This window comes from Klebsiella sp. 2680, from assembly GCF_900198535.1.
Lineage (GTDB): Bacteria > Pseudomonadota > Gammaproteobacteria > Enterobacterales > Enterobacteriaceae > Klebsiella > Klebsiella indica.
The window spans coordinates 250,062-270,692 of the sequence record NZ_FZNJ01000005.1 but is presented as its reverse complement, the minus strand read 5'-3'; the positions used below and the strand labels follow the sequence as shown (position 1 = coordinate 270,692).

Below are 20,631 nucleotides of genomic sequence, written 5' to 3'. Positions count from 1 at the left end.
CTCTGAACGACAATGAAAGAGGGGAACTGCACACATAGTAGCATAGGGTGCGCTCAGGAAGGAGCGCCGCAGGTGACCCGGCGACGCGAACCGTTATACGCGCGGACGTTTGCGGTAGAGCCACAGGCCTGGAATAGAAAGGCCGATAGATAATGCGCCAACAATAGACGAGGTCTTAAGAAAGTTGCTCAAGAGCATCACCATCATCTCTTGCGAATAGCCAAAGTGGCTGATTTTTACCGCTGAAATCATCGCGGTATAGGCGGATATACCGGGAAACATAGGGATGACGGCCGCAACGGTGAAAATTTTCGGGTGCGCCAGATACCAACGGGACCACTGGATCCCGATGCAGCCAACCAGCAGGGAGGCCATAAATGTCGACCACTCAATATTAACACCCGCCGTCATCATCACCATGCGCGAACCGTGGCCGATGGCCCCCAGCAGGGCGCACCAGCGCAGCGCGCGCTGCGGCACGTTAAATACCATGGCAAAACCTACGGCAGGAATAGCCGCCAGGACCATATCCTGCGCAAGGGCGAGGAGATACATGATTATACCCATCCGCGTAACCCCCATATGGTCATTGCCATCACCACACCAATGCAGGTGGCGAGCGTTAGCAGACTGGCGATGGCCCAGCGTGCAAGACCGGTATTGATATGCCCTTTAAACATGTCGGCAACGGCATTAATCAGCGGAAAACCGGGAACCAACAGCAGTACACTGGCGGCCATCGCGATTGTCGGCGTACCGGCAAAAGCCGGAAGACGCAGCATCAGTCCGGATATTGTGGTGGCCACAAAGGCGGTAAGGCAGAAGTTAATCTGCGGATGCATTGAGCGGTGAGTGAGTACCTGGCGAATATACATGGCCACCGCGCTGGCGCAGAAGGTCACCAATGCCCCGTCCCAACCGCCATTGTTGAGTTTACAAAAGCAGGCGCAGGAGAGGCCGACCATTAAAACCAACTGCCAGCGCGGATAGCGCAGCGGTTTGATTTGCGCGAACCGCTTTTCAACATCCTTATAATCCAGCAGCTTATGCTCCGCCATAATCACAATGTGTTGAACTTCCGTAACGACATGCATGTTGATGCCGCGATCGGCATTTTTCCGCGTTGACGTCAGACATTCACCATCTTTAATGGTGGTGAGCACAATCGCGTTGGAAGAGATGGCGCTTTCAACGCTATCCATTCCCAATGCCCGTCCCAGGCGGGTTGAAAGCTCCTCAACCAGTGCGCTCTCTGCGCCATGTTGTAATAAGAAAAGACCACATTGAATGCACAATCGCGTGATTGCGCGTTGAGTTGCCTGCGTTGCTTGCATAAATACCTGCTGTCCGTGATGCCTGATGCTGTCGTGTCTGGCGATACTTTTACCTGAAGTCTTGTTTTAGCTGAGCGGTCAGGATCAAACAATGTGTAAAAAATCGCCCGTCTGTTGGCCTCTGGAATTTGACCTCTGCCACATTTCCGCAAGATTGATAAAAAGTGCAATTTTTGCACCAATTCTTACCTTCTTTTTCCTGCCCGACTTATCAAAAATGCAAATTCGAACTTTTAATAAACAAAAAATCAACAAATAATTAACTTGCTGAGGCGATCCTATGAAAACACAGGTTGCGATTATCGGCGCGGGTCCTTCCGGACTCCTGCTGGGGCAGTTGTTACATAACGCGGGGATCCAGACGGTCATTCTTGAGCGGCAAACGCCTGAGTATGTGTTAGGGCGGATTCGTGCGGGGATTCTGGAAACTGGAACGGTGGAGTTGTTGCGTGAAGCGGGCGCTGCCCGGCGGATGGATGCTGAGGGTCTGGTGCACCACGGGATCGAGTTTCTGTTTGAGGGACAGCGCGTACCGGTTGCGTTGACGGAGCTTACTGAAGGCAAAAGCGTCATGGTTTATGGGCAGACCGAAGTGACGCGCGATTTAATGGCGGCGCGTGCGGAATGCGCAGCACCGATTATGTATGGCGTTACGGACGTCATCATTAATGATGCGAAAAGCGACCGGCCCTCGATCTCGTTTCGCTGCGATGGTGAAAACTACCGTCTGGCGTGCGACTTTATTGCGGGCTGCGATGGGTTTCACGGTGTTTCCCGGCAAAGTATTCCTGACGGCATCCTTAAAGAGTATGAAAGCGTCTGGCCGTTTGGCTGGCTTGGGCTGCTGGCGGATACGCCGCCGGTTAATCCGGAGCTCATTTACGCCCATCATGAGCGTGGGTTTGTGCTTTGCAGTCAGCGTTCACTAACCAGAAGCCGCTACTACTTGCAGGTACCGCTCAGTGAAAAGGTTGAAGCATGGTCTGATGAACGTTTCTGGGATGAGCTCAAACGTCGGTTGCCTGATGATCTGGCGAATAAGTTAGTGGTTGGTCACTCACTTGAGAAAAGTATCGCGCCGCTGCGTAGCTACGTGGTGGAACCGATGCAGTATGGGCGATTATTTCTGGTGGGGGATGCGGCGCATATCGTACCGCCAACGGGGGCAAAAGGGCTGAATCTGGCGGCATCCGATGTCAACTATTTGTGGCGGATCCTGCGTGAATATTATCACCATGGACGCGCCGATCTGTTAGCAAGCTATTCTCGTCTGGCGCTGGATCGTGTCTGGAAAGGTGAGCGATTCAGCTGGTTTATGACGCGTCTGTTGCATGACTTCCCCCAGCAAAGCGAGTTTGACAGAAAAATGCAGGCGGCGGACCGTCGCTATTTTCTTGAATCACGTGCCGGTTTAACCACTATCGCTGAAAACTATGTCGGTCTGCCGATGGTGTGTGTGGCGTAAGCGATAAGATCCGGAGCCATCATGCAGACAGATAACATCGTTCCCGTTTTTAAACTGTATGGTGAAGATCGCGACTGGCCAACGCCCGACCTTTTGCACTGTGAATCGATACTGCAGCGTAGCCGTCTGTATGAATGGCATATCCGCGTGCATCAGCATGCGGAGTTGGTGCAATTGCTGTATCTGCATAAAGGGCAGGCTGCCATCGAAATTGAAGGGGCCACCACCGTGATGACGGAATCCTGTATTCAGGTTGTTCCGGCGTTATGTATTCATGGGTTTCATTTTTCGCCGGGAACGGAAGGATATGTTTTATCGCTGGCGTTGCCGCTGCTTAGAGGTTTCGAAAATCAGTTTGGGCGGCAACTGGATGTACTCGACCAGCCGCAGTGTGTGCCGGTGAAAACGTCCAGGAGCCATATCCGGGCCCTGTTTACCGCCATACAGGAAGAGTACCGTGAGGATCATGATGCGCGCGAAATGATGCTGCATTCGCTGTTGGGGGCGCTGCTGGTCTGGTTAAACCGGCGGTATCGATCGCAGCTAATCACGGAGGATAAAGCTGAACGTAAGCGCACCGTCATGCGTCATTTTTCGCGTCTTATTGAAAGCCACTATCGCGAGCATATGCCTTTGACGGGTTATGCCCGGCGGGTTGGTATATCTGTGACGCATCTGAATTATTTATGCCATGAATTTTATGGCTGTAGCGCGCTGGGCGTTCTACATCAACGGTTGATGCTTGAGGCTCGTCGTAACCTGCAGTATACCAGCATGACAATTGCGCAACTTTCTGATTATTTGGGATTTACTGAGGCTGCTTATTTCTCCCGTTTCTTTCGTCGCTATAGTGGGGAATCACCTAAAGCATTTCGGAAGAAAATAAAATAAATCATAGTTGGCTCATCTCTCTTGCGTTAGCATATCTAACGAAGGTTTTAACCATTTCTAATTTATTGCTGACAAATACCTGTGTTAATGTTAATTATTGGCATGGATAACGGCAATATGTTGCTCGCCATAATATAAATTGACTTCAGCGCACGAGATAGTGTGCTCGCCAGGGACGACAAAGATTTATTTCGGCAGAATAATCTGATGGATGCACAATTATTCATCTGATCTTTTGCCTGGGCTGAATCTTCAACAGGAAGCGGAGAGTTTATGTTACCAGGAGAGGGGAAGCACTGTATTATTATTAGTAGCGCTCCGGTTATGCAGTGTGGGCTAAAAGCCATTGTGGGGGAGTATCGCCCTGATTACGAATTCAGTTTCTGTCGCTCTCCGGAAGCGTTAACCTTACTACAATTACGTTGTGCGCTGCTGGTTATTGCAGATCTCTCCAGCGGAATCGATCAACCTGGAGATATATGTGAATATTACCATTCTTTAATGATTCAATATCAGAATATACACTGGGTATTTATGGCCGGAGATGCCTGTTATCCATTAGCGGTTGAGTTATTAATGCGGTCGGGAAGCACATTAATTTCTAACAGTGAACCGGTGAACTACCTCATCGACGCGATTTGCCCCGGAGGAAATGCGACTGAACGCGTCAGCGAGGCGGGATGCCGCCCGGAAAGGGGAAATATTGATGAAGAGATGCATCAACGGGCCATACTGACGTTTTCTGAGCGGAAGGTGCTGAGGCTTCTCGCAAAAGGGTGGGGAATTAATCAAATCGCCGCTTTATTGAAGAAAAGTAATAAAACAATAAGCGCGCAAAAAAATAGCGCTATGCGGCGCTTATCTTTACGCAGCAACGCAGAAATGTATGCCTGGATTAACAGTGTTCAGGGAATGAGAACGCTGAATATTGATTCGGCCAATGAGGACCGGCAGAATGGAAAATAATCACATAACGCGATATATTGCTGTCGTCGAAAAATGTACGATGACGGAAGTGGCGCTTCACCACATATTAATGAATGAAAGCGATAAGAAATTTTGTGTTCGTTTTTTTAAAGATACTCAGACATTAAAGCAAGCATTTAAATCTGATAATTTTTCCGCGATTATTTTTTCACTTTCGGGTAATCGTCGAGCGCGTCTGGAAAGTTTACTTTTCCTTAATGAAGTCGCACACTATTACCCTGAAATACAAAGAATTGTCCTGGCAAATGATGAAGCCGAAATGCGTTTGATCGTTCATCTGGTATCTTCTCGTTTACATGGTCTGTTGAATAAATCAGCGTGTCGGATTGAGTTGCAGGAACGCTTGCTGCAGATTCTTAATCTCAACCCTCAGGTAAATGCGGCAGATATGAACCCAAAAACGAGGTTGTGTCATCAGATCCTGAGCCCAATGGAACATACGATTCTGAGATATATGTCCTACGGCTATTCCCTGGCGGAGATAGCGACGCAGCTGAAACGAAATATCAAAACTATCCGCGCGCATAAATCGAATGCGATGACTAAGCTTGGCGTCAGTTCTGATATGGGGCTATTGAGCGCAGCAGATATTCTGCTGCGCCTGTAGTGGAGCTCGGATGTTGCCAGAAGCACGAGAGGCCTGCTCTCTCCAGCCTGGTGTTACTTAACAGCAAACATCAATCCAGGTGGCGTCAGTCAACTGCGCCATTCGTTCGGGTGAAATGCGAACGGCGCTATGGATTGATCCTGCGGCTGGCAGGACTTCGGGGTATTGCTTGAGTGAGATGTCACAGTAAACCGCCAGCGGAATTTCCAGGCCAAATGGGCACACACCACCGACGGGATGCCCGGTTAGCGTAACCACCTCATCACTGCTTAGCATACGTGCTTTAGCGCCGAACGCTTCCTTGAGTTTTTTATTATCCAGGCGTGCATCGCCTTTCGCGACAACAAGCACGACCCTTTCTTTGACTTTTAAGGACAGGGTTTTTGCTATTTGCCCGGGCTCAACGTTATGCGCCGCTGCGGCTAAGGCGACCGTTGCTGTACTCTGATTAAGTTCGATGATTTCGATATCGGGGGCGCGGTCAGCAAAGAACTGCCGCACGGACTGCAGACTCATTGGAATCTCCTGATTAAGGCTTGTTAAAAATCTGTCACAAGCTTCGCAAAGTGTAAATATCATTGGGGGATAATCAAGAATCTTTCCAATTTCTGGATCTCCTTCACAATCACTGCAACCGGTTACTGTAACCGGTTGCGGGTTTTCATATAGATATGAATACTGGCAACGTGATTTCCCGCGTCACCTATAACAAAAGAGCCGTATATGAACCGGATCTGGTTGCGCAGCCAGTGCGCCAGGAGTGCTATCCGACGTGCTGACCCACTCACCAATCCGGGGTCATTGCTGCGGCAAGATAATCGTTGCCGGGACTGTTTATCTGGCCTGTCAGGAGGGCTGCTATGTCTGCTAACCATGCTGCATTTAATTTGATATTTCGCTTTGTAGAAAATTACATCAGCCCGGCCGCGGGACGTATTTCGTCTCAGCGCCATGTTATGGCTATCCGCGACGGTTTTATTTCCGCCATGCCGTTTATGATTGTTGGCTCTTTTCTTCTCGTCTTTGCTTACCCGCCGTTTTCGCCGGATACCACCTGGGGGATTGCCCGTGCCTGGCTGGATCTGGCAAAAGAGTATGAGGGGCGAATTCTGACGCCGTTTGATATGACGATGGGCATTATGTCTATCTACATTTGTGCCGCGATTGCCTATAACCTCGGCAAGCATTACGAAAAAACGAATCAGCTTGATCCTTTTATGTGCGCGATGCTGTCGATTATGGCCTTTCTGCTCGTAGCGGCACCAAAGACGAATGGCAGTTTGCCGGTTGATAGTCTGGGGGGAACGGGGATCTTTACCGCCCTTCTTGTGGCGGTTTACTGCGTCGAAATGATGCGCTTTCTGAAAGCGCATAACATCGGTATTCGCCTGCCGGATCAGGTGCCGCCGATGATTAAAAACTCTTTTGATCTGCTGATCCCGGTGCTGGTTGTGGTGGTGACGCTCTATCCGCTCAGTCTGTTTATTCAGCATCATTTCGATATGCTGATCCCTCAGGCCATTATGGCTATCTTCAAACCGCTGGTTTCTGCGGCGGATTCGTTGCCCGCCATTTTACTGGCGGTACTGATTGCTCATCTGTTGTGGTTTGCCGGTATCCACGGTGCGGCGATTGTCTCCGGTATGCTGCAGATGTTCTGGCTAACCAATCTTGGCATGAACCAGCAGGCCCTGGCGCAGGGCGCACCGTTACCGCATATCTTTATGGAAGCGTTCTGGACATTCTTTATCGTCATTGGTGGTTCGGGAGCCACAATGGGGCTGGTATTTTGCTATCTGCGCAGTCGCTCCGCGCATTTGCGTTCGATTGGTCGTTTGAGCGTGGTGCCAAGCCTGTTTAACATCAACGAACCGGTGATTTTCGGTACGCCAATTGTGATGAATCCGGTGTTCTTTATTCCTTTCCTGCTGGCGCCGATGGTTAATGCGGTACTGGCCTGGGCGACAATGAAGCTGGACCTGATTAGCCGGGTGATTTCAGTGGTGCCGTGGACGGCGCCGGCACCGATTGGCGGCGCATGGGCGTTAGGCTGGGATTTCCGGGCAGCTATTCTGGTCGTTATTCTGGCGTGCGTTTCGGCGATCATTTATTTCCCATTCTTTAAAGTGTACGAGAAACAGTTGCTGACCCAGGAGGCAGAAGAGGCGCAGCGTATTGCCGCGGAGAGTCAGCAGACGGCATAAACATGACGGGTGGCCGGGCTGGTCGCCCGTTTCAGGAGAAGGCTATTTCAGCGTACAGTCGCCGCACTGTTGAACATCCGCCAGACGATAGCGCTGGCAGCAGGTGCGGCGCACGAGCTGTCCTTCGCGTAAAACCACCGTTCGCCACAGCGGGTTATCCTGACCGTCGGCAAGCTGTTTTTCAAAGAAGCAGTGTTGGCGAATTTCGGTGACTTTTTCATCCCCCAGCAGGGCTTTCATTTCCCCCAGATACCAGTTGATCAGATAGCCAGTATTGCTCCAGATAAGCTTGCCGTTGATATCACCAGTGGCTTCCAGCGCCTGAACGACGGGCTGTAAAGCATGGGTGACCAGCCTTTCCATTCGTGATGAAGCGGATTGTCCGGAGATGTTCTCCGCTGAATGGATGGCGATCCAAAAACAGGCGGCACGGCCAGTTTCATGAAATTCGACGCGAATATGCTCCGGCGCCAGGCTAATGGCACGCTCCTCGCTCAGCAGAGCCAGCATTAGCGGCGGAACCAGTAAACCGATGTACCATTGCGCCCACAGGGATAACAACGGTTTTTGTTCACGCGCATGCTTGGGATGGTTGCGATAAATGTGGTCTGAATACGTCGCCAGCAGGGAACTTAGCGCCACCGGCTGTGACCATTCTGTCAGGGTTAATGCATGATGTGGCGCTTGTTCATTCAGTCGGAGAAAATCCAACAGATGGGGGCGTAATGTCGCGATCTTGTCCCGAATCGTATTCGCCAATGCCTGCTCAGGCGAAGAGAGCGGCGCCCGCCAGATGAGATCATTGTTGAATGAGAGTGATCGGTAAGCCATCGGATATAAAATGAAAATATAAATGAGAATGATTTTTGATATTAATATCCTGACGTTGACCTGGCAAGAGATTTGTCTACGCGATGATGTCGTGCAGGGGGACAGCCAGATCTAGCTGGCGAGAATGATGTTACGCCCCATATTTTTGGCTTCATAAAGGGCGTTATCCGCCCGTTTCAGCGCACTATCAACATCGGCATCAATCAGCGGCGTCATACCAATACTGATAGTGACATTGGTCGCGACACTTTCATTAAACATATGGGGAATTTTCAGGTCGTAGACTCGTTGACGGATCCGTTCCGCAGCCTGAAGCGCATTTTCCGCCGTACTGTTGGTCAACAGCACCATAAATTCTTCGCCGCCAAAGCGGGCAACGATATCGCGTGAGCGCACGGCGTTGCGGATGGCGGCGGAGACCTGAATCAGCGCCTGATCGCCCATCATATGCCCATAATGATCGTTGTAAGCTTTGAAATGATCAATATCCAGCAGCAGGACGTAGTGCTCGGTATTTTCTAATGAAAGAACAGTATTCAACTGATTCTGTAAACCTCGGCGGTTATACAAACCAGTAAGCGGATCTAACATACTGAGATCGTTAAGCGTGTTACGTTCCTTCAGAAGCTTATCCATAAGCCCTTGAGTGAATATTTCGCTACGCTTCTGAATGACGTTCTGTAGCGTGATACCGACAATGGGCAGAAAAAAGTACCAGCACATCCGTATCCATTGCCCTCTGTCATCAAGAATCAAACAGACAGTAAATGTCGGCAAAGAGTACAGGGTGAACGCAATGATATTGCTGGAAAAAGCAATAGTGCCAATAAACAGTACGCTTAATAAGGCAATCACCAGGTAGTTAAAATGCGGTGAACCTATCACCGCTGATTTTACCGCAATGTGCCATGCCCAAAGCAGGCCAAATATAAGAGAAATAACTGAAATACTTATTTTACGCCGGGAAAATCGCCAGTGCCATAGCAACAAAACCGTACTGCAGCCAACAATCATAAAGCAAGGCAGAGTATAAGTAATGACGCTAAAGAGTGGACTGACCAGAGACAACGTGGCAGAAACAAAACTAAGCAACAGGAAGAGCCGTAAGGAATACTGATATTTTTGCTTGTGATGTACGCGCCAGGATTGTGCAGTCATGTTGGGGTAGTCATTATTAGTCGTTAAAATACAATATGATGGGTGCTAAAAATAAATAATGAAAAAACACCACACAAAATAAGCTTTTTTGTGCATTAATCAGGAATTTTAATATATAGTTTTCGTTCGCTTAATTTATCACCTTCATGAATGTATGTCATTACCGTAAACGTAAAGAATAGAGTCTTGCAGCTTACCAGATATGACAAATGATAAAAATTACCATATGATATTGGTTATCATTATCGTTGTGAGAGGTGGAAACATGTTGCAGCGAACCTTAGGGAGTGGTTGGGGCGTTCTGATCCCTGGCATATTGATTACCGCCCTCGGTTTTGCCGATTTGTCGGTTGAGGCCTGGCGCGGATTAGTCACTTCAGGAATGCTGATGTCAGCCGCGATGATTTGGCATCGTCAGTTACGGCATTTCGTTCTGTTACCGTCATGTCTCGCGCTGGTAAGTGGGATGATGCTGATGATAATGAATTTAAGGCTGATGGGATAATTCAGAAGGGGAAGAATATTGGTGCGAGGGGGGGGACTTGAACCCCCACGTCCGTAAGGACACTAACACCTGAAGCTAGCGCGTCTACCAATTCCGCCACCTTCGCACAGTATTCTTCATTTTTGATATCGCCTCGTTGGTGCGAGGGGGGGGACTTGAACCCCCACGTCCGTAAGAACACTAACACCTGAAGCTAGCGCGTCTACCAATTCCGCCACCTTCGCCCAGTGCGAGCAATATCAACGTGGTTTTGGTGCGAGGGGGGGGACTTGAACCCCCACGTCCGTAAGGACACTAACACCTGAAGCTAGCGCGTCTACCAATTCCGCCACCTTCGCATACCATCGACACTATGAAAGTATCGCTACCACGGAGGCGCATTCTAGTGGTTTTCAGCTATTCGTCAATAGTTAATTGTATCAGTTGGATTGATTGTTGCAAAAATGGACGGCTGAAGGGGGATGTCGGCGACAGGCATGCGCTGTCGCCGGAACAGGTGAAAGATTATTTCTTTGCCTGATGGGTCATAACCGTCCGGTAGACCTTAAAGCGACCGGTTTGGGCGATAACTTCGTGAAAGCCGAAGGTCTCATCCAGCACGTTCGGATAAGGCAGGAAGGCGTTGGCGACGATACGCAACTCTCCGCCGCTATTCAGATGACGGACGGCCCCGCGAATCAGCGTTTGCGCGGCTTCCAGACTGGTCTGCAGACCATCATGGAAAGGCGGGTTGGAGATAATCATGTCGAAGCGCCCCTTCACTTCGGAGAAGACGTTGCTGGCGAACACTTCCCCTTCCATGCCGTTGGCGGCAAGCGTGGCGCGGCTGGCCTCTACCGCCGGAGCGCTGACGTCGCACAGGGTTAAACGAACTTTTGGTGAATGGCTTGCCAGCACGGTTGCCAGCACGCCAGCGCCGCAGCCGACATCAAGCACTTTGCCTTTCGTATGGGGTGTCAGGGTAGAAAGGAGCAACTGGCTGCCAATATCCAGCCCATCGCGACTGAAGACGCCCGGCAGGGTTTTAATTGTCAGATTGTCCAGCGCGTATTCGCCCCAATACTGTTGTGGATTGAATTCGGGCTGTTTTTCCAGACGACCGTGATACAGCCCGCAGCGCCGCGCGCTGTCGATTTTGCTTAGCTGCGCATATTCGGCCAGCATCTGCTCCGCGCTGCGTACGCCGCTGCGGTTCTCGCCAACCACGAAAATATCGCTACCTGTGGGTAATAGCGAAAGCAGGTTCATCAACTGAAACTGCGCTTCCGGCTTGTTCTTTGGCCAGTAGTAAATAAGTGTGTCGCAACCGGCGACGTCGCTGGCTTCAGCGACCAGACTAAAGCGGGCATGTTCACCCATCTGGCGGCTCAGTACCTGCCAGTGGTGAAACTGCTGGGTATGGGCGCGGCTGGCGGCTGTGTCCAGACGTGCGGGCAGATCATCCTGCAGGTCACCGGCAAACAGAACGCGGGCGGACTCGAAATCATCACTGTGGCGCAGCAAGACTTCACTTGCCGGGGTAAAAGCGGACATGAAACACTCCTTCATTGAGACTGGCGCCGATTATACACGTTATCTTTCGGGCTGCCTCTTTGTCAGACGCGGGACACCGACCAGCGGCAGCGGCTTTGTTGGCGCAGATACGACGGATTTGTTATATTGCGCGCTGGATTAACAGGAGTGTTTCGCTATGACATCCCGACGAGACTGGCAATTACAGCAACTGGGGATTACTCAGTGGTCGCTACGTCGTCCTGGGGCGTTACAGGGTGAAATCGCTATCTCGCTGCCCGGGAGTATCCGTCTGGTGATGGTGGCGGAAGCATTGCCATCGCTTAGCGAACCGCTGGTCAGTGATATTTTACGCGCGCTGGCCCTGGCCCCGGAACAGGTTATGCAATTGACGCCTGAACGTGTCGCGATGCTGCCGCAGGATACCCGCTGTAATAGCTGGCGATTGGGCACGGACGAACCGCTGCCGCTGGCGGGGGCTCAGATATCGACACCCGCATTCGATGAACTTCAAACCAGTACGCCTGCCCGCAGGGCGCTCTGGCAACAAATTTGCGCACATGAACACGATTTCTACCCTCAACGCGGCTGATTTGCCCCGCGCCTGGCAAATCGAAACGCGCGCTCACGCGTTTCCCTGGAGCGAGCAGACGTTTGCCAGCAATCAGGGAGAACGCTATCTCAATTTTCAACTGGCAGTGGACGGCGAGATGGCGGCCTTTGCCATTACGCAAATCGTGCTCGACGAAGCAACACTCTTTAATATCGCGGTCGATCCTGCTTTTCAGCGTCGCGGCCTCGGCAGAGAACTGCTGGAACATGTGATTGACGAAGTGGAAAAACGCGGCGTCGTCACCCTGTGGCTGGAGGTGCGCGCCTCTAATCTCGCCGCCATCGCACTCTATGAGCGCTTAGGCTTTAACGAGGCGACCCTTCGTCGCAACTATTATCCCACGGTCGACGGGCGTGAGGATGCAATCATTATGGCGCTGCCAATCAGTATGTAAGACAAGGTGAGACGATGAAATGGGACTGGATTTTCTTTGATGCCGATGAAACGTTATTTACGTTCGACTCATTTAGCGGTCTGCAGCGAATGTTTCTCGATTATAGCGTGACGTTTTCCGCCGAGGATTTTCAGGATTACCAGGCCGTGAATAAGCCGCTGTGGGTGGATTATCAGAACGGCGCTATCACGTCTCTTCAACTGCAGCATCAGCGCTTCGATAACTGGGCCGAACGGCTGAATGTCCCCCCTGGCGAATTGAATGCCGCATTTATGAATTCGATGGCGGAGATCTGTTCGCCGCTGCCGGGGGCGGTATCGTTACTTAATGCGTTGCAGGGGAAGGTGAAAATGGGGATTATCACCAACGGTTTTACCTCACTGCAGCAGACGCGACTTGAGCGTACCGGATTATGCGATCACTTTGATTTATTGATTATTTCCGAAGAGGTTGGGGTGGCGAAGCCGGATGTGCGTATTTTTGACTATGCGCTGGCGCAGGCGGGAAATCCCGAGCGTTCCCGGGTGTTGATGGTCGGCGATACCGCTGAGTCGGATATTCGTGGCGGCGTCAACGCCGGTCTGGCGACCTGTTGGTTCAACCCTCATCAACGGGAACTGCCTGCGGATCTCCATCCGGACTGGACGGTCACCTCGTTAAGCGAACTGGAGCAACGCCTGTGTAAACACTGATTGCCTCCCCTCCATTGATGGGTAAAATAGCCGCAATTTTTTCGTATTCAACATGCGCGGCGCGTTGTCGCGTTTACTAAGAAGATTGAATTATGACGTTGTCTCCATATTTGCAGGAGGTGGCTAAGCGCCGCACTTTTGCCATTATTTCTCACCCGGATGCCGGTAAAACCACCATTACGGAAAAGGTGCTGTTATTCGGACAGGCGATTCAGACCGCTGGTACGGTAAAAGGCCGTGGCTCCAGCCAGCATGCGAAATCTGACTGGATGGAGATGGAAAAGCAGCGTGGCATCTCTATTACCACCTCCGTTATGCAGTTCCCGTATCACGACTGTCTGGTTAACCTGCTGGATACCCCCGGGCACGAAGACTTCTCCGAAGATACCTACCGTACCCTGACGGCGGTAGACTGCTGCCTGATGGTTATCGACGCCGCGAAAGGCGTTGAGGATCGTACCCGTAAGCTGATGGAAGTTACCCGCTTGCGCGATACGCCGATCCTGACCTTTATGAACAAACTGGACCGTGACATCCGCGACCCGATGGAACTGCTGGATGAAGTGGAAAATGAGCTGAAAATTGGCTGTGCGCCGATCACCTGGCCGATTGGCTGCGGTAAGCTGTTCAAAGGCGTCTACCACCTTTATAAAGACGAAACTTACCTGTACCAGACCGGCAAAGGCCACACCATTCAGGAAGTGCGCATTGTTAAAGGTCTGAACAACCCGGAACTCGATGCTGCCGTGGGCGAAGACCTGGCGCAGCAGCTGCGCGACGAGCTGGAACTGGTGCAGGGCGCTTCTAACGAGTTCGATAAAGAGCTGTTCCTGGCCGGTGAAATCACGCCGGTTTTCTTCGGTACCGCGCTGGGTAACTTCGGCGTTGACCATATGCTGGACGGCCTGGTGGCATGGGCGCCCGCGCCGATGCCACGTCAGACTGATACCCGTAAGGTAGAAGCGAAAGAAGAGAAGTTCACCGGCTTCGTGTTTAAGATTCAGGCCAATATGGACCCGAAACACCGTGACCGCGTGGCGTTTATGCGCGTCGTTTCCGGCAAGTACGAGAAGGGCATGAAAATGCGCCAGGTTCGCACGGGCAAAGACGTGGTGATCTCTGACGCCCTGACCTTTATGGCTGGCGATCGTTCCCATGTGGAAGAGGCGTATCCGGGGGATATTCTCGGTCTGCACAACCACGGCACCATTCAGATTGGCGATACCTTTACCCAGGGCGAGATGATGAAGTTCACCGGTATCCCGAACTTCGCGCCGGAGCTGTTCCGTCGTATTCGCCTGAAAGATCCGCTGAAGCAAAAACAACTGCTGAAAGGGCTGGTCCAGCTCTCTGAAGAGGGGGCGGTGCAGGTTTTCCGTCCGATCTCTAACAACGATCTGATCGTCGGGGCCGTTGGTGTGCTGCAGTTTGACGTAGTTGTGGCGCGTCTGAAGAGCGAATATAACGTAGAGGCGATTTACGAATCGGTTAACGTGGCGACTGCGCGCTGGGTTGAATCAACCGACGTGAAAAAGTTCGAAGAGTTTAAGCGTAAGAACGAAACTCAGTTAGCGCTTGATGGCGGTGATAACCTCACTTATATCGCTCCGACGATGGTTAACCTGAACCTGACCCAGGAACGTTATCCTGACGTGCAGTTCCGAAAAACACGCGAACACTAATCCACTCCGGAGCGCGGTTTTCGCCGCGCTCCACGCACTTTACCCTCTGCGATTGCCTGTCTGGAAAGTTCTTAATTGTGGCGCTTCGTCGCGCTTTTTTACCTGCTCATGCCGCGTTTTCTGGTTTTTCTACTACATTTAATAAGTCATTCTTACATTTCTGGCTTAATAGACTGCTTATTTTGCTTTATCTGTTAAAAAATAACGAGGAACTCACAATGACAAGACCAAAGAACGCCAGGACAGTACTGGCTCTCCTCTTCGGCTCAGCCATCATCAGCGCCTCGGCATATGCGGAAAACTCAACCCTCGATAGCGTCAAATCTGCTGCCAGCCGTGCGGGGCAGGCGGTGGATAATTCGATGGATAAAGTCGGTAATTTCATGGATGACAGCACCATTACCGCCAGAGTGAAGGCGGCACTGATTGACCATAAAGAGATTAGCAGCACCGATATTTCTGTGAAAACCGAAAATAAAGTCGTTACGTTAAGCGGGACGGTGGATAGCGCTGAGCAGCGTAAACAGGCGCTTAGCGTTGCCAAAGCCGTTGAAGGTGTGGACTCCGTTAACGACAAACTTAGCGTGCAGAACGAACAATCCGCGTCCCTGAAGGGTTACGCTGGCGATACGGCAGTCACCAGTGAAATCAAAGCTAAATTACTGGCTGACGATATTGTTCCGTCGCGAAACGTGAAGGTAGAGACCACCGATGGCATCGTGCGTTTATCCGGCACGGTCGCCTCCAGCAAACAGTCGGCGCGGGCGGAGGCGATTGCCCAGGCCGTTTCCGGCGTCAAAAGCGTAAAAAACGATCTTAGCGTCAAATAAATCCATTCATTAACAGCATTTCTCTGCGGTCTTTCCGCTGAATGTGTAGCACCACAGGGTTGTGTATGCGCGGTCTGAACGCGCAGAAAATCAACCGTCATTAACTCTGGTAAGGAGAGACGTATGTTTAGATGGGGTATTATTTTTCTGGTGATCGCGTTAATTGCTGCTGCCCTGGGCTTTGGTGGCCTGGCGGGCACCGCTGCCTGGGCTGCTAAAATTGTCTTTATCGTTGGTATTATTCTGTTTCTGGTCAGTCTCTTTACCGGCCGTCGGCGCCCCTGAACGTTAGCCTGTGAAATACCGTCTTACATAAAGCCAGTCGCTGCGACTGGCTTTCTCTGCTTTCGGGCGTTAAAAATTGCGTTACCTTTGTTTTTTACAATACGTAAGGCAGGAAGCAGGGTGGGGCATCGCATTCCCGTTACGCTGGGCAACATCACGCCATTATCTGTAAAACCCTTCCCGCCGGGCAAACTCGCCCTGGTGTGCGAAGGTGGGGGGCAGAGAGGGATTTTTACCGCCGGAGTGCTGGACGAATTTATGCGCGCGGGATTTAACCCATTCGATATGATGTTTGGCACTTCAGCCGGAGCGCAAAACCTGTCTGCCTATATCTGTAACCAACCCGGTTATGCCCGTAAGGTCATCACGCGTTATACCACCTCTCGCGAATTTTTCGACCCGATGCGTTTCGTTCGCGGCGGTAACCTTATCGATCTGGACTGGCTGGTGGAGACCACCGCGCAAAGGATGCCGCTGGCAATGGCTTACGCGGAAGAACGCTTTGCGCAGGGAAAAGCGTTCTGGATGTGCGCCTGCCGGGGTGATGACTATATGGCAAATTATTTTTCCCCGACCCAACAAACCTGGCTTGATCTGATCCGCGCGTCCAGCGCTATTCCCGGCTTTTATCGCAGCGGCGTGATGCTGGATGGCGTCAGCTACCTCGACGGCGGCGTCAGCGACGCGATACCCGTGCAGGAAGCGGCCCGTCGGGGGGCGCAGACCATCGTGGTGATTCGCACCGTTCCCTCCCAGATGTACTATACGCCGAAGTGGTTTCAACGAATGGAACGGTGGCTTGGCGAAAGTAGCCTGCAGACGTTTGTGAACCTGGTGCAGCATCACGAAACCACCTATCGTGCTACGCAACAGTTTATTGAGAAACCTCCGGGCAAGCTGCGTATTCTGGAGATATATCCGCAGAAACCCTTGAAGAGTATGGTGTTAGGTAGCCGTATTCCGGCGTTACTGGAAGACTACAAAACCGGACGCCAGTGCGGGCGTTATTTCCTCGCCACGATCGGTAAACTGTTGGCCGACCAGCCGCCGCTGTTGCGCCATGCGCCGCGTATCGCGGTGCCGAAAACGAGCGTTGTTCCGCCTGCACCTGTGGCCAATGAGATTCATCAGGCGTCGATTGTCGCCACGTCACAGGCCAATGATACCAGCATGAATAATGAGGATCTGGCGTGACCTTACGATTTATTGATACTCACTGCCACTTTGACTTTCCACCTTTTACCGGTGATGAAACCGCCAGTCTTGCCCGGGCGGCGGCCGCTGGCGTTACGCAGATCGTGGTACCGGCAATTGAAGCGGATAATTTCAGTCGGGTATTGGCGCTGGCGGAGCAACATGATGCGATATATGCCGCACTGGGCTTACATCCGATAGTCATTGAGCGGCATGATGAGCGTAGCCTTGAACAGCTTGAAATCTGTCTGACCGGGCGTCACGACAAGCTGGTGGCGGTGGGGGAAATCGGCCTCGATCTTTATCGTGAAGATCCGCAGTTTGAACGCCAGATTTCAATATTTGAAGCGCAACTGCGGCTGGCCAAACGTGACGATCTTCCCGTTATTATTCACTCCAGACGCACCCACGATAAGCTGGCGATGCTGTTGAAAAAACATGCTTTACCGCGAACCGGCGTGGTACATGGTTTTTCCGGTAGCCTGCAGCAGGCGGAGCGCTTTGTACAGTTGGGCTATAAAATTGGCGTAGGTGGGACGATTACCTATCCACGCGCCAGTAAGACCCGCGATGTGATGGCCAGGTTGCCTCTTTCGGCGCTGCTGCTGGAGACCGATGCGCCGGATATGCCATTGAATGGCTTTCAGGGACAGCCGAACAGCCCTGAACAGGTGGCTCGCGTTTTCGCCAGCCTGTGCGAGCTTCGACGGGAACCTGCGGAAGTGATCGCCCATGCCATAATGTGTAATACCAAAGACGTTTTTGCCCTCCTGTGACGATCTGTTAAGTGACGGATATCTCATTATTGCCTTTTTATATCATCGATTTGCTTAAAATATGTGAGCTGAAATGAGAATGATGATTTCATACCGTTATAATCGCGTGGCTTTTAGGTCGAACTATTAATACACAGGTATTCTGTATGCAAATTCTCATGGGACTTTTTGGCATGGTGGTGCTGTTAGCTATCGCTGTGCTTCTCTCCAGCAATCGAAAGGCCATCAATCTGCGTACCGTCCTCGGCGCCTGGATTATCCAGGTGGGGATCGGTGCACTGGTTCTTTATGTACCGGCGGGTCGCACGGCGCTGTTGGCCATGTCGAACGGTGTTGCCAACGTGATTGCTTATGGCAATGAGGGGATCAGCTTTATTTTCGGTGGGCTGGTTTCCGATAAGATGTTTGAGGTTTTCGGCGGCGGTGGATTTGTTTTCGCTCTCCGCGTACTGCCGGTGATTGTCTTCTTTTCTTCGTTGATCGCGGTACTCTACTACCTCGGCATTATGCAGTTTATTATTCGCATTCTTGGCGGGGCGCTGCGCGCGGTGCTGAAAACTTCGCGCACGGAGTCGCTCTCAGCCACGGCGAATATCTTTGTTGGTCAAACAGAAGCGCCGCTGGTGGTGCGTCCTTATATTGCGACGATGACGCGCTCGGAACTGTTTGCGGTGATGTGCGGCGGCCTGGCGTCTGTTGCCGGGTCGGTTCTTGCCGGCTATGCGCAGATGGGTGTGCCGCTGGAATACCTGATTGCCGCTTCGTTTATGGCGGCGCCTGGCGGCCTGCTGTTCGCGAAGATTATTGTACCGGAAACCGAGAAACCGCAGGACAGTCCGGCGATGGGGAAAAATGACGCCGACCCAGAGGCTCCGGCGAATGTGCTGGATGCCGCCGCCTCCGGCGCGGCTTCCGGGATGCAGTTAGCGCTTAACGTTGGCGCGATGCTGTTGGCGTTTATCGCCCTGATCGCGCTGGTGAACGGTATTCTTTCCGGCGTTGGCGGCTGGTTTAACTATCCCGATCTCTCTTTGCAATTGATCCTCGGTTGGGTTTTCTCGCCGCTGGCGTGGGTGGTTGGCGTACCGTGGAGTGAGGCTACCGTTGCCGGTTCTTTTATCGGCCAGAAGCTGATCATCAATGAATTTGTCGCTTATATGAATTTTGGTGAATATCTGAAAGCTGATGCTGACGTTGCCGCCGCAGGTTTACAGGTGATTTCCACGCATACCAAGGCTATCATCTCTTTTGCGCTTTGCGGCTTTGCTAACCTGTCATCCATTGCGATTCTGATCGGTGGGTTAGGAGGAATGGCGCCTAACCGTCGTCAGGATATTGCCCAGTTGGGTATCCGCGCCGTTGCGGCAGGTACGCTCTCTAACCTGATGAGCGCCACAATCGCGGGTGTATTCCTCGCGTTATAACTCACGCTTAACGATAAAACAGGCCAGCGGCAACACCGCTGCTGGCACTCGCCTTCTGATTGTTAAAATTCCCTCATTTCAGCAATAAAATAAATTTATTATTTATCAATAAATAATAAGGATTCTCTGTCGCTTTGGGTAAATTCTGCACACCGACAGCACGTTTTAATATGGTGTTATGTTATTATTGTCACATTTACGATCTGGCAGAAGAGGGGATGATGCGTACGCACCGGTTGACCCTGAACGCCTGAGTTCGGGTTTTTGTGTGAGTAATATCACATTTAATTAATGCAAATTAGCAATTGTCTTTCATTAATTGTGATACGTATCGAAGTGTGAGTGCGAGATGATGTTACAATAGTAACAGTCTCGCAAAGTGAATAAACGTTAAACCGGCAATACGCCGTCGGAGTATAAAATGACTGATTTAGCTGCAAGCAGCCTGCGGGCGCTGAAACTGATGGACCTGACTACCCTGAATGACGATGACACCAATGAAAAAGTGATCGCGCTGTGCCATCAGGCAAAAACCCCGGTTGGAAATACTGCTGCAATCTGCATTTACCCGCGTTTTATCCCTGTTGCCCGTAAGGCCCTGAAAGAGCAAGGCACGCCGGAGATCCGCATTGCGACCGTCACCAACTTCCCGCACGGTAATGATGACATCGACATCGCGCTGGCGGAAACCCGCGCAGCCATCGCGTATGGCGCGGACGAAGTTGACGTGGTATTCCCGTACCGTGCGCTGATCGAAGGTCGACAGCAGGTGGGCTTCGATCTGGTGAAAGCCTGTAAAGAGTCCTGTGCAGCGGCAAACGTGCTGCTGAAAGTGATCATCGAAACCGGTGAGCTGAAAGAAGAAGCGTTAATCCGTAAAGCGTCTGAAATTTCCATCAAAGCCGGTGCGGATTTCATCAAAACCTCTACCGGTAAAGTCCCGGTTAACGCAACGCCGGAAAGCGCACGCATCATGCTGGAAGTAATCCGCGATATGGGCGTTTCCAGAACCGTTGGTTTCAAACCGGCTGGCGGCGTGCGTACCGCTGAAGATGCGCAGCAGTTCCTGGCTATTGCTGACGAACTGTTTGGCGCTGACTGGGCGGATTCCCGTCACTACCGTTTCGGCGCATCCAGCCTGCTGGCAAGCCTGCTGAAAGCGCTGGGCCACGGGGATGGCAAGAGCGCAAGCAGCTACTAAGCCTTATATTGCCGGAGTTGTAGTGACGTAGGCCGGATAAGGCGCA

At 51.6% G+C, this 20,631-nt stretch carries 22 protein-coding genes and 3 tRNA genes; 16 read left to right on the top strand and 9 right to left on the bottom strand.

Features of this window, described 5'->3' with window-relative positions:
• Nucleotides 1-93: 93 nt before the first annotated feature.
• Nucleotides 94-567, bottom strand: a complete 474-nt coding sequence (locus FN037_RS20300) for a threonine/serine exporter (protein ID WP_138361828.1) — start codon at nucleotides 565-567, stop codon at nucleotides 94-96.
• Nucleotides 558-1,334 carry a threonine/serine exporter ThrE family protein gene (locus tag FN037_RS20295; protein ID WP_138361829.1) on the bottom strand — a complete coding sequence of 259 codons (777 nt, stop codon included), beginning with the start codon at nucleotides 1,332-1,334 and terminating at the stop codon, nucleotides 558-560. The genes FN037_RS20300 and FN037_RS20295 overlap by 10 nt, the downstream gene beginning before the upstream one ends.
• 280 nt (nucleotides 1,335-1,614) lie before the next feature.
• On the opposite strand from FN037_RS20295, the gene pobA reads away from it, so the two are divergent.
• From pobA to bglJ, 4 genes are all read left to right on the top strand, one after another.
• On the top strand, nucleotides 1,615-2,799 hold the full coding sequence (gene pobA, locus FN037_RS20290) for a 4-hydroxybenzoate 3-monooxygenase (protein ID WP_138361830.1): 1,185 nt from the start codon (nucleotides 1,615-1,617) through the stop codon (nucleotides 2,797-2,799).
• 21 nt (nucleotides 2,800-2,820) lie between these two features.
• Complete coding sequence (locus FN037_RS20285) at nucleotides 2,821-3,690, top strand: helix-turn-helix domain-containing protein (RefSeq protein ID WP_142503050.1); 870 nt, start codon at nucleotides 2,821-2,823, stop codon at nucleotides 3,688-3,690.
• Nucleotides 3,691-3,963: 273 nt separating this feature from the next.
• Nucleotides 3,964-4,656 carry a LuxR C-terminal-related transcriptional regulator gene (locus FN037_RS20280; protein WP_171034903.1) on the top strand — a complete coding sequence of 231 codons (693 nt, stop codon included), beginning with the start codon at nucleotides 3,964-3,966 and terminating at the stop codon, nucleotides 4,654-4,656.
• Entirely contained in the window at nucleotides 4,646-5,284 is a 639-nt protein-coding gene (gene bglJ, locus FN037_RS20275; RefSeq protein WP_171034904.1) for a DNA-binding transcriptional activator BglJ, read from the top strand. Before FN037_RS20280 ends, bglJ begins: the two co-directional genes overlap by 11 nt.
• 57 nt (nucleotides 5,285-5,341) lie before the next feature.
• Here bglJ and FN037_RS20270 read toward each other — a convergent pair whose 3' ends face one another.
• Nucleotides 5,342-5,800 (bottom strand): YbaK/EbsC family protein, encoded by a 459-nt coding sequence (locus FN037_RS20270; RefSeq protein WP_138361832.1) that lies wholly within the window; start codon nucleotides 5,798-5,800, stop codon nucleotides 5,342-5,344.
• Between the two features lie 344 nt (nucleotides 5,801-6,144).
• On the opposite strand from FN037_RS20270, the gene FN037_RS20265 reads away from it, so the two are divergent.
• Nucleotides 6,145-7,488, top strand: a complete 1,344-nt coding sequence (locus FN037_RS20265; RefSeq protein WP_138361833.1) for a PTS sugar transporter subunit IIC — start codon at nucleotides 6,145-6,147, stop codon at nucleotides 7,486-7,488.
• A 42-nt stretch (nucleotides 7,489-7,530) separates the two neighbouring features.
• Here FN037_RS20265 and fhuF read toward each other — a convergent pair whose 3' ends face one another.
• Both fhuF and FN037_RS20255 read right to left on the bottom strand, forming a co-directional pair.
• Nucleotides 7,531-8,319 (bottom strand): siderophore-iron reductase FhuF, encoded by a 789-nt coding sequence (fhuF, locus tag FN037_RS20260; RefSeq protein WP_138361834.1) that lies wholly within the window; start codon nucleotides 8,317-8,319, stop codon nucleotides 7,531-7,533.
• Between the two features lie 111 nt (nucleotides 8,320-8,430).
• Nucleotides 8,431-9,477, bottom strand: a complete 1,047-nt coding sequence (locus FN037_RS20255) for a GGDEF domain-containing protein (RefSeq protein ID WP_138361835.1) — start codon at nucleotides 9,475-9,477, stop codon at nucleotides 8,431-8,433.
• Between the two features lie 265 nt (nucleotides 9,478-9,742).
• Between FN037_RS20255 and FN037_RS20250 the strand changes: the two genes are divergently transcribed.
• A complete protein-coding gene (locus FN037_RS20250) occupies nucleotides 9,743-9,982 on the top strand; it encodes a DUF1435 domain-containing protein (RefSeq protein ID WP_138361836.1) in 240 nt (79 codons plus the stop codon).
• Between the two features lie 19 nt (nucleotides 9,983-10,001).
• Here FN037_RS20250 and FN037_RS20245 read toward each other — a convergent pair.
• The 4 genes from FN037_RS20245 to rsmC form a co-directional block, all read right to left on the bottom strand.
• Nucleotides 10,002-10,088 (bottom strand) — tRNA-Leu (locus tag FN037_RS20245).
• Nucleotides 10,089-10,119: 31 nt separating this feature from the next.
• A tRNA-Leu gene (locus FN037_RS20240) sits at nucleotides 10,120-10,206 on the bottom strand.
• A gap of 27 nt (nucleotides 10,207-10,233) precedes the next feature.
• Nucleotides 10,234-10,320: transfer RNA gene (locus tag FN037_RS20235), tRNA-Leu, on the bottom strand.
• A 166-nt stretch (nucleotides 10,321-10,486) separates the two neighbouring features.
• Nucleotides 10,487-11,515, bottom strand: a complete 1,029-nt coding sequence (gene rsmC / locus FN037_RS20230; RefSeq protein WP_138361837.1) for a 16S rRNA (guanine(1207)-N(2))-methyltransferase RsmC — start codon at nucleotides 11,513-11,515, stop codon at nucleotides 10,487-10,489.
• A 157-nt stretch (nucleotides 11,516-11,672) separates the two neighbouring features.
• Here rsmC and FN037_RS20225 point away from each other — a divergent pair, with 157 nt between their 5' ends.
• The 10 genes from FN037_RS20225 (at nucleotide 11,673) to deoC (ending at nucleotide 20,585) form a co-directional block, all read left to right on the top strand.
• Entirely contained in the window at nucleotides 11,673-12,086 is a 414-nt protein-coding gene (locus tag FN037_RS20225; protein WP_138361838.1) for a DNA polymerase III subunit psi, read from the top strand.
• On the top strand, nucleotides 12,055-12,501 hold the full coding sequence (rimI, locus tag FN037_RS20220; protein ID WP_138361839.1) for a ribosomal protein S18-alanine N-acetyltransferase: 447 nt from the start codon (nucleotides 12,055-12,057) through the stop codon (nucleotides 12,499-12,501). Before FN037_RS20225 ends, rimI begins: the two co-directional genes overlap by 32 nt.
• 14 nt (nucleotides 12,502-12,515) lie before the next feature.
• The gene (yjjG, locus tag FN037_RS20215) at nucleotides 12,516-13,193 is read left to right on the top strand and encodes a pyrimidine 5'-nucleotidase (RefSeq protein ID WP_142503049.1); all 678 of its coding nucleotides are present in this window, start codon (nucleotides 12,516-12,518) and stop codon (nucleotides 13,191-13,193) included.
• 92 nt (nucleotides 13,194-13,285) lie between these two features.
• Nucleotides 13,286-14,875 (top strand): peptide chain release factor 3, encoded by a 1,590-nt coding sequence (prfC, locus tag FN037_RS20210; RefSeq protein ID WP_138361841.1) that lies wholly within the window; start codon nucleotides 13,286-13,288, stop codon nucleotides 14,873-14,875.
• A 218-nt stretch (nucleotides 14,876-15,093) separates the two neighbouring features.
• Entirely contained in the window at nucleotides 15,094-15,705 is a 612-nt protein-coding gene (osmY, locus tag FN037_RS20205; RefSeq protein ID WP_142503048.1) for a molecular chaperone OsmY, read from the top strand.
• A gap of 123 nt (nucleotides 15,706-15,828) precedes the next feature.
• A complete protein-coding gene (locus tag FN037_RS20200; RefSeq protein ID WP_071200058.1) occupies nucleotides 15,829-15,990 on the top strand; it encodes a DUF1328 domain-containing protein in 162 nt (53 codons plus the stop codon).
• 120 nt (nucleotides 15,991-16,110) lie between these two features.
• The gene (locus FN037_RS20195) at nucleotides 16,111-17,184 is read left to right on the top strand and encodes a patatin family protein (protein ID WP_138361843.1); all 1,074 of its coding nucleotides are present in this window, start codon (nucleotides 16,111-16,113) and stop codon (nucleotides 17,182-17,184) included.
• Nucleotides 17,181-17,960: a TatD family hydrolase gene (locus tag FN037_RS20190; RefSeq protein WP_138361844.1), complete on the top strand. Its 780-nt coding sequence runs from the start codon at nucleotides 17,181-17,183 to the stop codon at nucleotides 17,958-17,960. The genes FN037_RS20195 and FN037_RS20190 overlap by 4 nt, the downstream gene beginning before the upstream one ends.
• 146 nt (nucleotides 17,961-18,106) lie before the next feature.
• Nucleotides 18,107-19,384 (top strand): NupC/NupG family nucleoside CNT transporter, encoded by a 1,278-nt coding sequence (locus tag FN037_RS20185; protein ID WP_138361845.1) that lies wholly within the window; start codon nucleotides 18,107-18,109, stop codon nucleotides 19,382-19,384.
• A gap of 421 nt (nucleotides 19,385-19,805) precedes the next feature.
• Nucleotides 19,806-20,585, top strand: coding sequence for a deoxyribose-phosphate aldolase (gene deoC / locus FN037_RS20180; protein WP_142503047.1), 780 nt, complete (start codon nucleotides 19,806-19,808; stop codon nucleotides 20,583-20,585).
• Nucleotides 20,586-20,631: the final 46 nt, after the last annotated feature.

Bases quoted from the DNA above. Each gene is read 5' to 3' on its own strand.
- pobA (WP_138361830.1), top strand. From the start codon at position 1,615: ATGAAAACACAGGTTGCGATTATCGGCGCGGGTCCTTCCGGACTCCTG.
- FN037_RS20185 (WP_138361845.1), top strand. From the start codon at position 18,107: ATGCAAATTCTCATGGGACTTTTTGGCATGGTGGTGCTGTTAGCTATC.
- deoC (WP_142503047.1), top strand. From the start codon at position 19,806: ATGACTGATTTAGCTGCAAGCAGCCTGCGGGCGCTGAAACTGATGGAC.
- FN037_RS20265 (WP_138361833.1), top strand. From the start codon at position 6,145: ATGTCTGCTAACCATGCTGCATTTAATTTGATATTTCGCTTTGTAGAA.
- FN037_RS20285 (WP_142503050.1), top strand. From the start codon at position 2,821: ATGCAGACAGATAACATCGTTCCCGTTTTTAAACTGTATGGTGAAGAT.
- osmY (WP_142503048.1), top strand. From the start codon at position 15,094: ATGACAAGACCAAAGAACGCCAGGACAGTACTGGCTCTCCTCTTCGGC.
- FN037_RS20270 (WP_138361832.1), bottom strand. From the start codon at position 5,800: ATGAGTCTGCAGTCCGTGCGGCAGTTCTTTGCTGACCGCGCCCCCGAT.
- FN037_RS20200 (WP_071200058.1), top strand. From the start codon at position 15,829: ATGTTTAGATGGGGTATTATTTTTCTGGTGATCGCGTTAATTGCTGCT.
- rimI (WP_138361839.1), top strand. From the start codon at position 12,055: ATGAACACGATTTCTACCCTCAACGCGGCTGATTTGCCCCGCGCCTGG.
- FN037_RS20280 (WP_171034903.1), top strand. From the start codon at position 3,964: ATGTTACCAGGAGAGGGGAAGCACTGTATTATTATTAGTAGCGCTCCG.
- FN037_RS20300 (WP_138361828.1), bottom strand. From the start codon at position 567: ATGGGTATAATCATGTATCTCCTCGCCCTTGCGCAGGATATGGTCCTG.
- FN037_RS20225 (WP_138361838.1), top strand. From the start codon at position 11,673: ATGACATCCCGACGAGACTGGCAATTACAGCAACTGGGGATTACTCAG.
- yjjG (WP_142503049.1), top strand. From the start codon at position 12,516: ATGAAATGGGACTGGATTTTCTTTGATGCCGATGAAACGTTATTTACG.
- fhuF (WP_138361834.1), bottom strand. From the start codon at position 8,319: ATGGCTTACCGATCACTCTCATTCAACAATGATCTCATCTGGCGGGCG.
- FN037_RS20250 (WP_138361836.1), top strand. From the start codon at position 9,743: ATGTTGCAGCGAACCTTAGGGAGTGGTTGGGGCGTTCTGATCCCTGGC.
- FN037_RS20295 (WP_138361829.1), bottom strand. From the start codon at position 1,334: ATGCAAGCAACGCAGGCAACTCAACGCGCAATCACGCGATTGTGCATT.
- rsmC (WP_138361837.1), bottom strand. From the start codon at position 11,515: ATGTCCGCTTTTACCCCGGCAAGTGAAGTCTTGCTGCGCCACAGTGAT.
- FN037_RS20255 (WP_138361835.1), bottom strand. From the start codon at position 9,477: ATGACTGCACAATCCTGGCGCGTACATCACAAGCAAAAATATCAGTAT.
- prfC (WP_138361841.1), top strand. From the start codon at position 13,286: ATGACGTTGTCTCCATATTTGCAGGAGGTGGCTAAGCGCCGCACTTTT.
- bglJ (WP_171034904.1), top strand. From the start codon at position 4,646: ATGGAAAATAATCACATAACGCGATATATTGCTGTCGTCGAAAAATGT.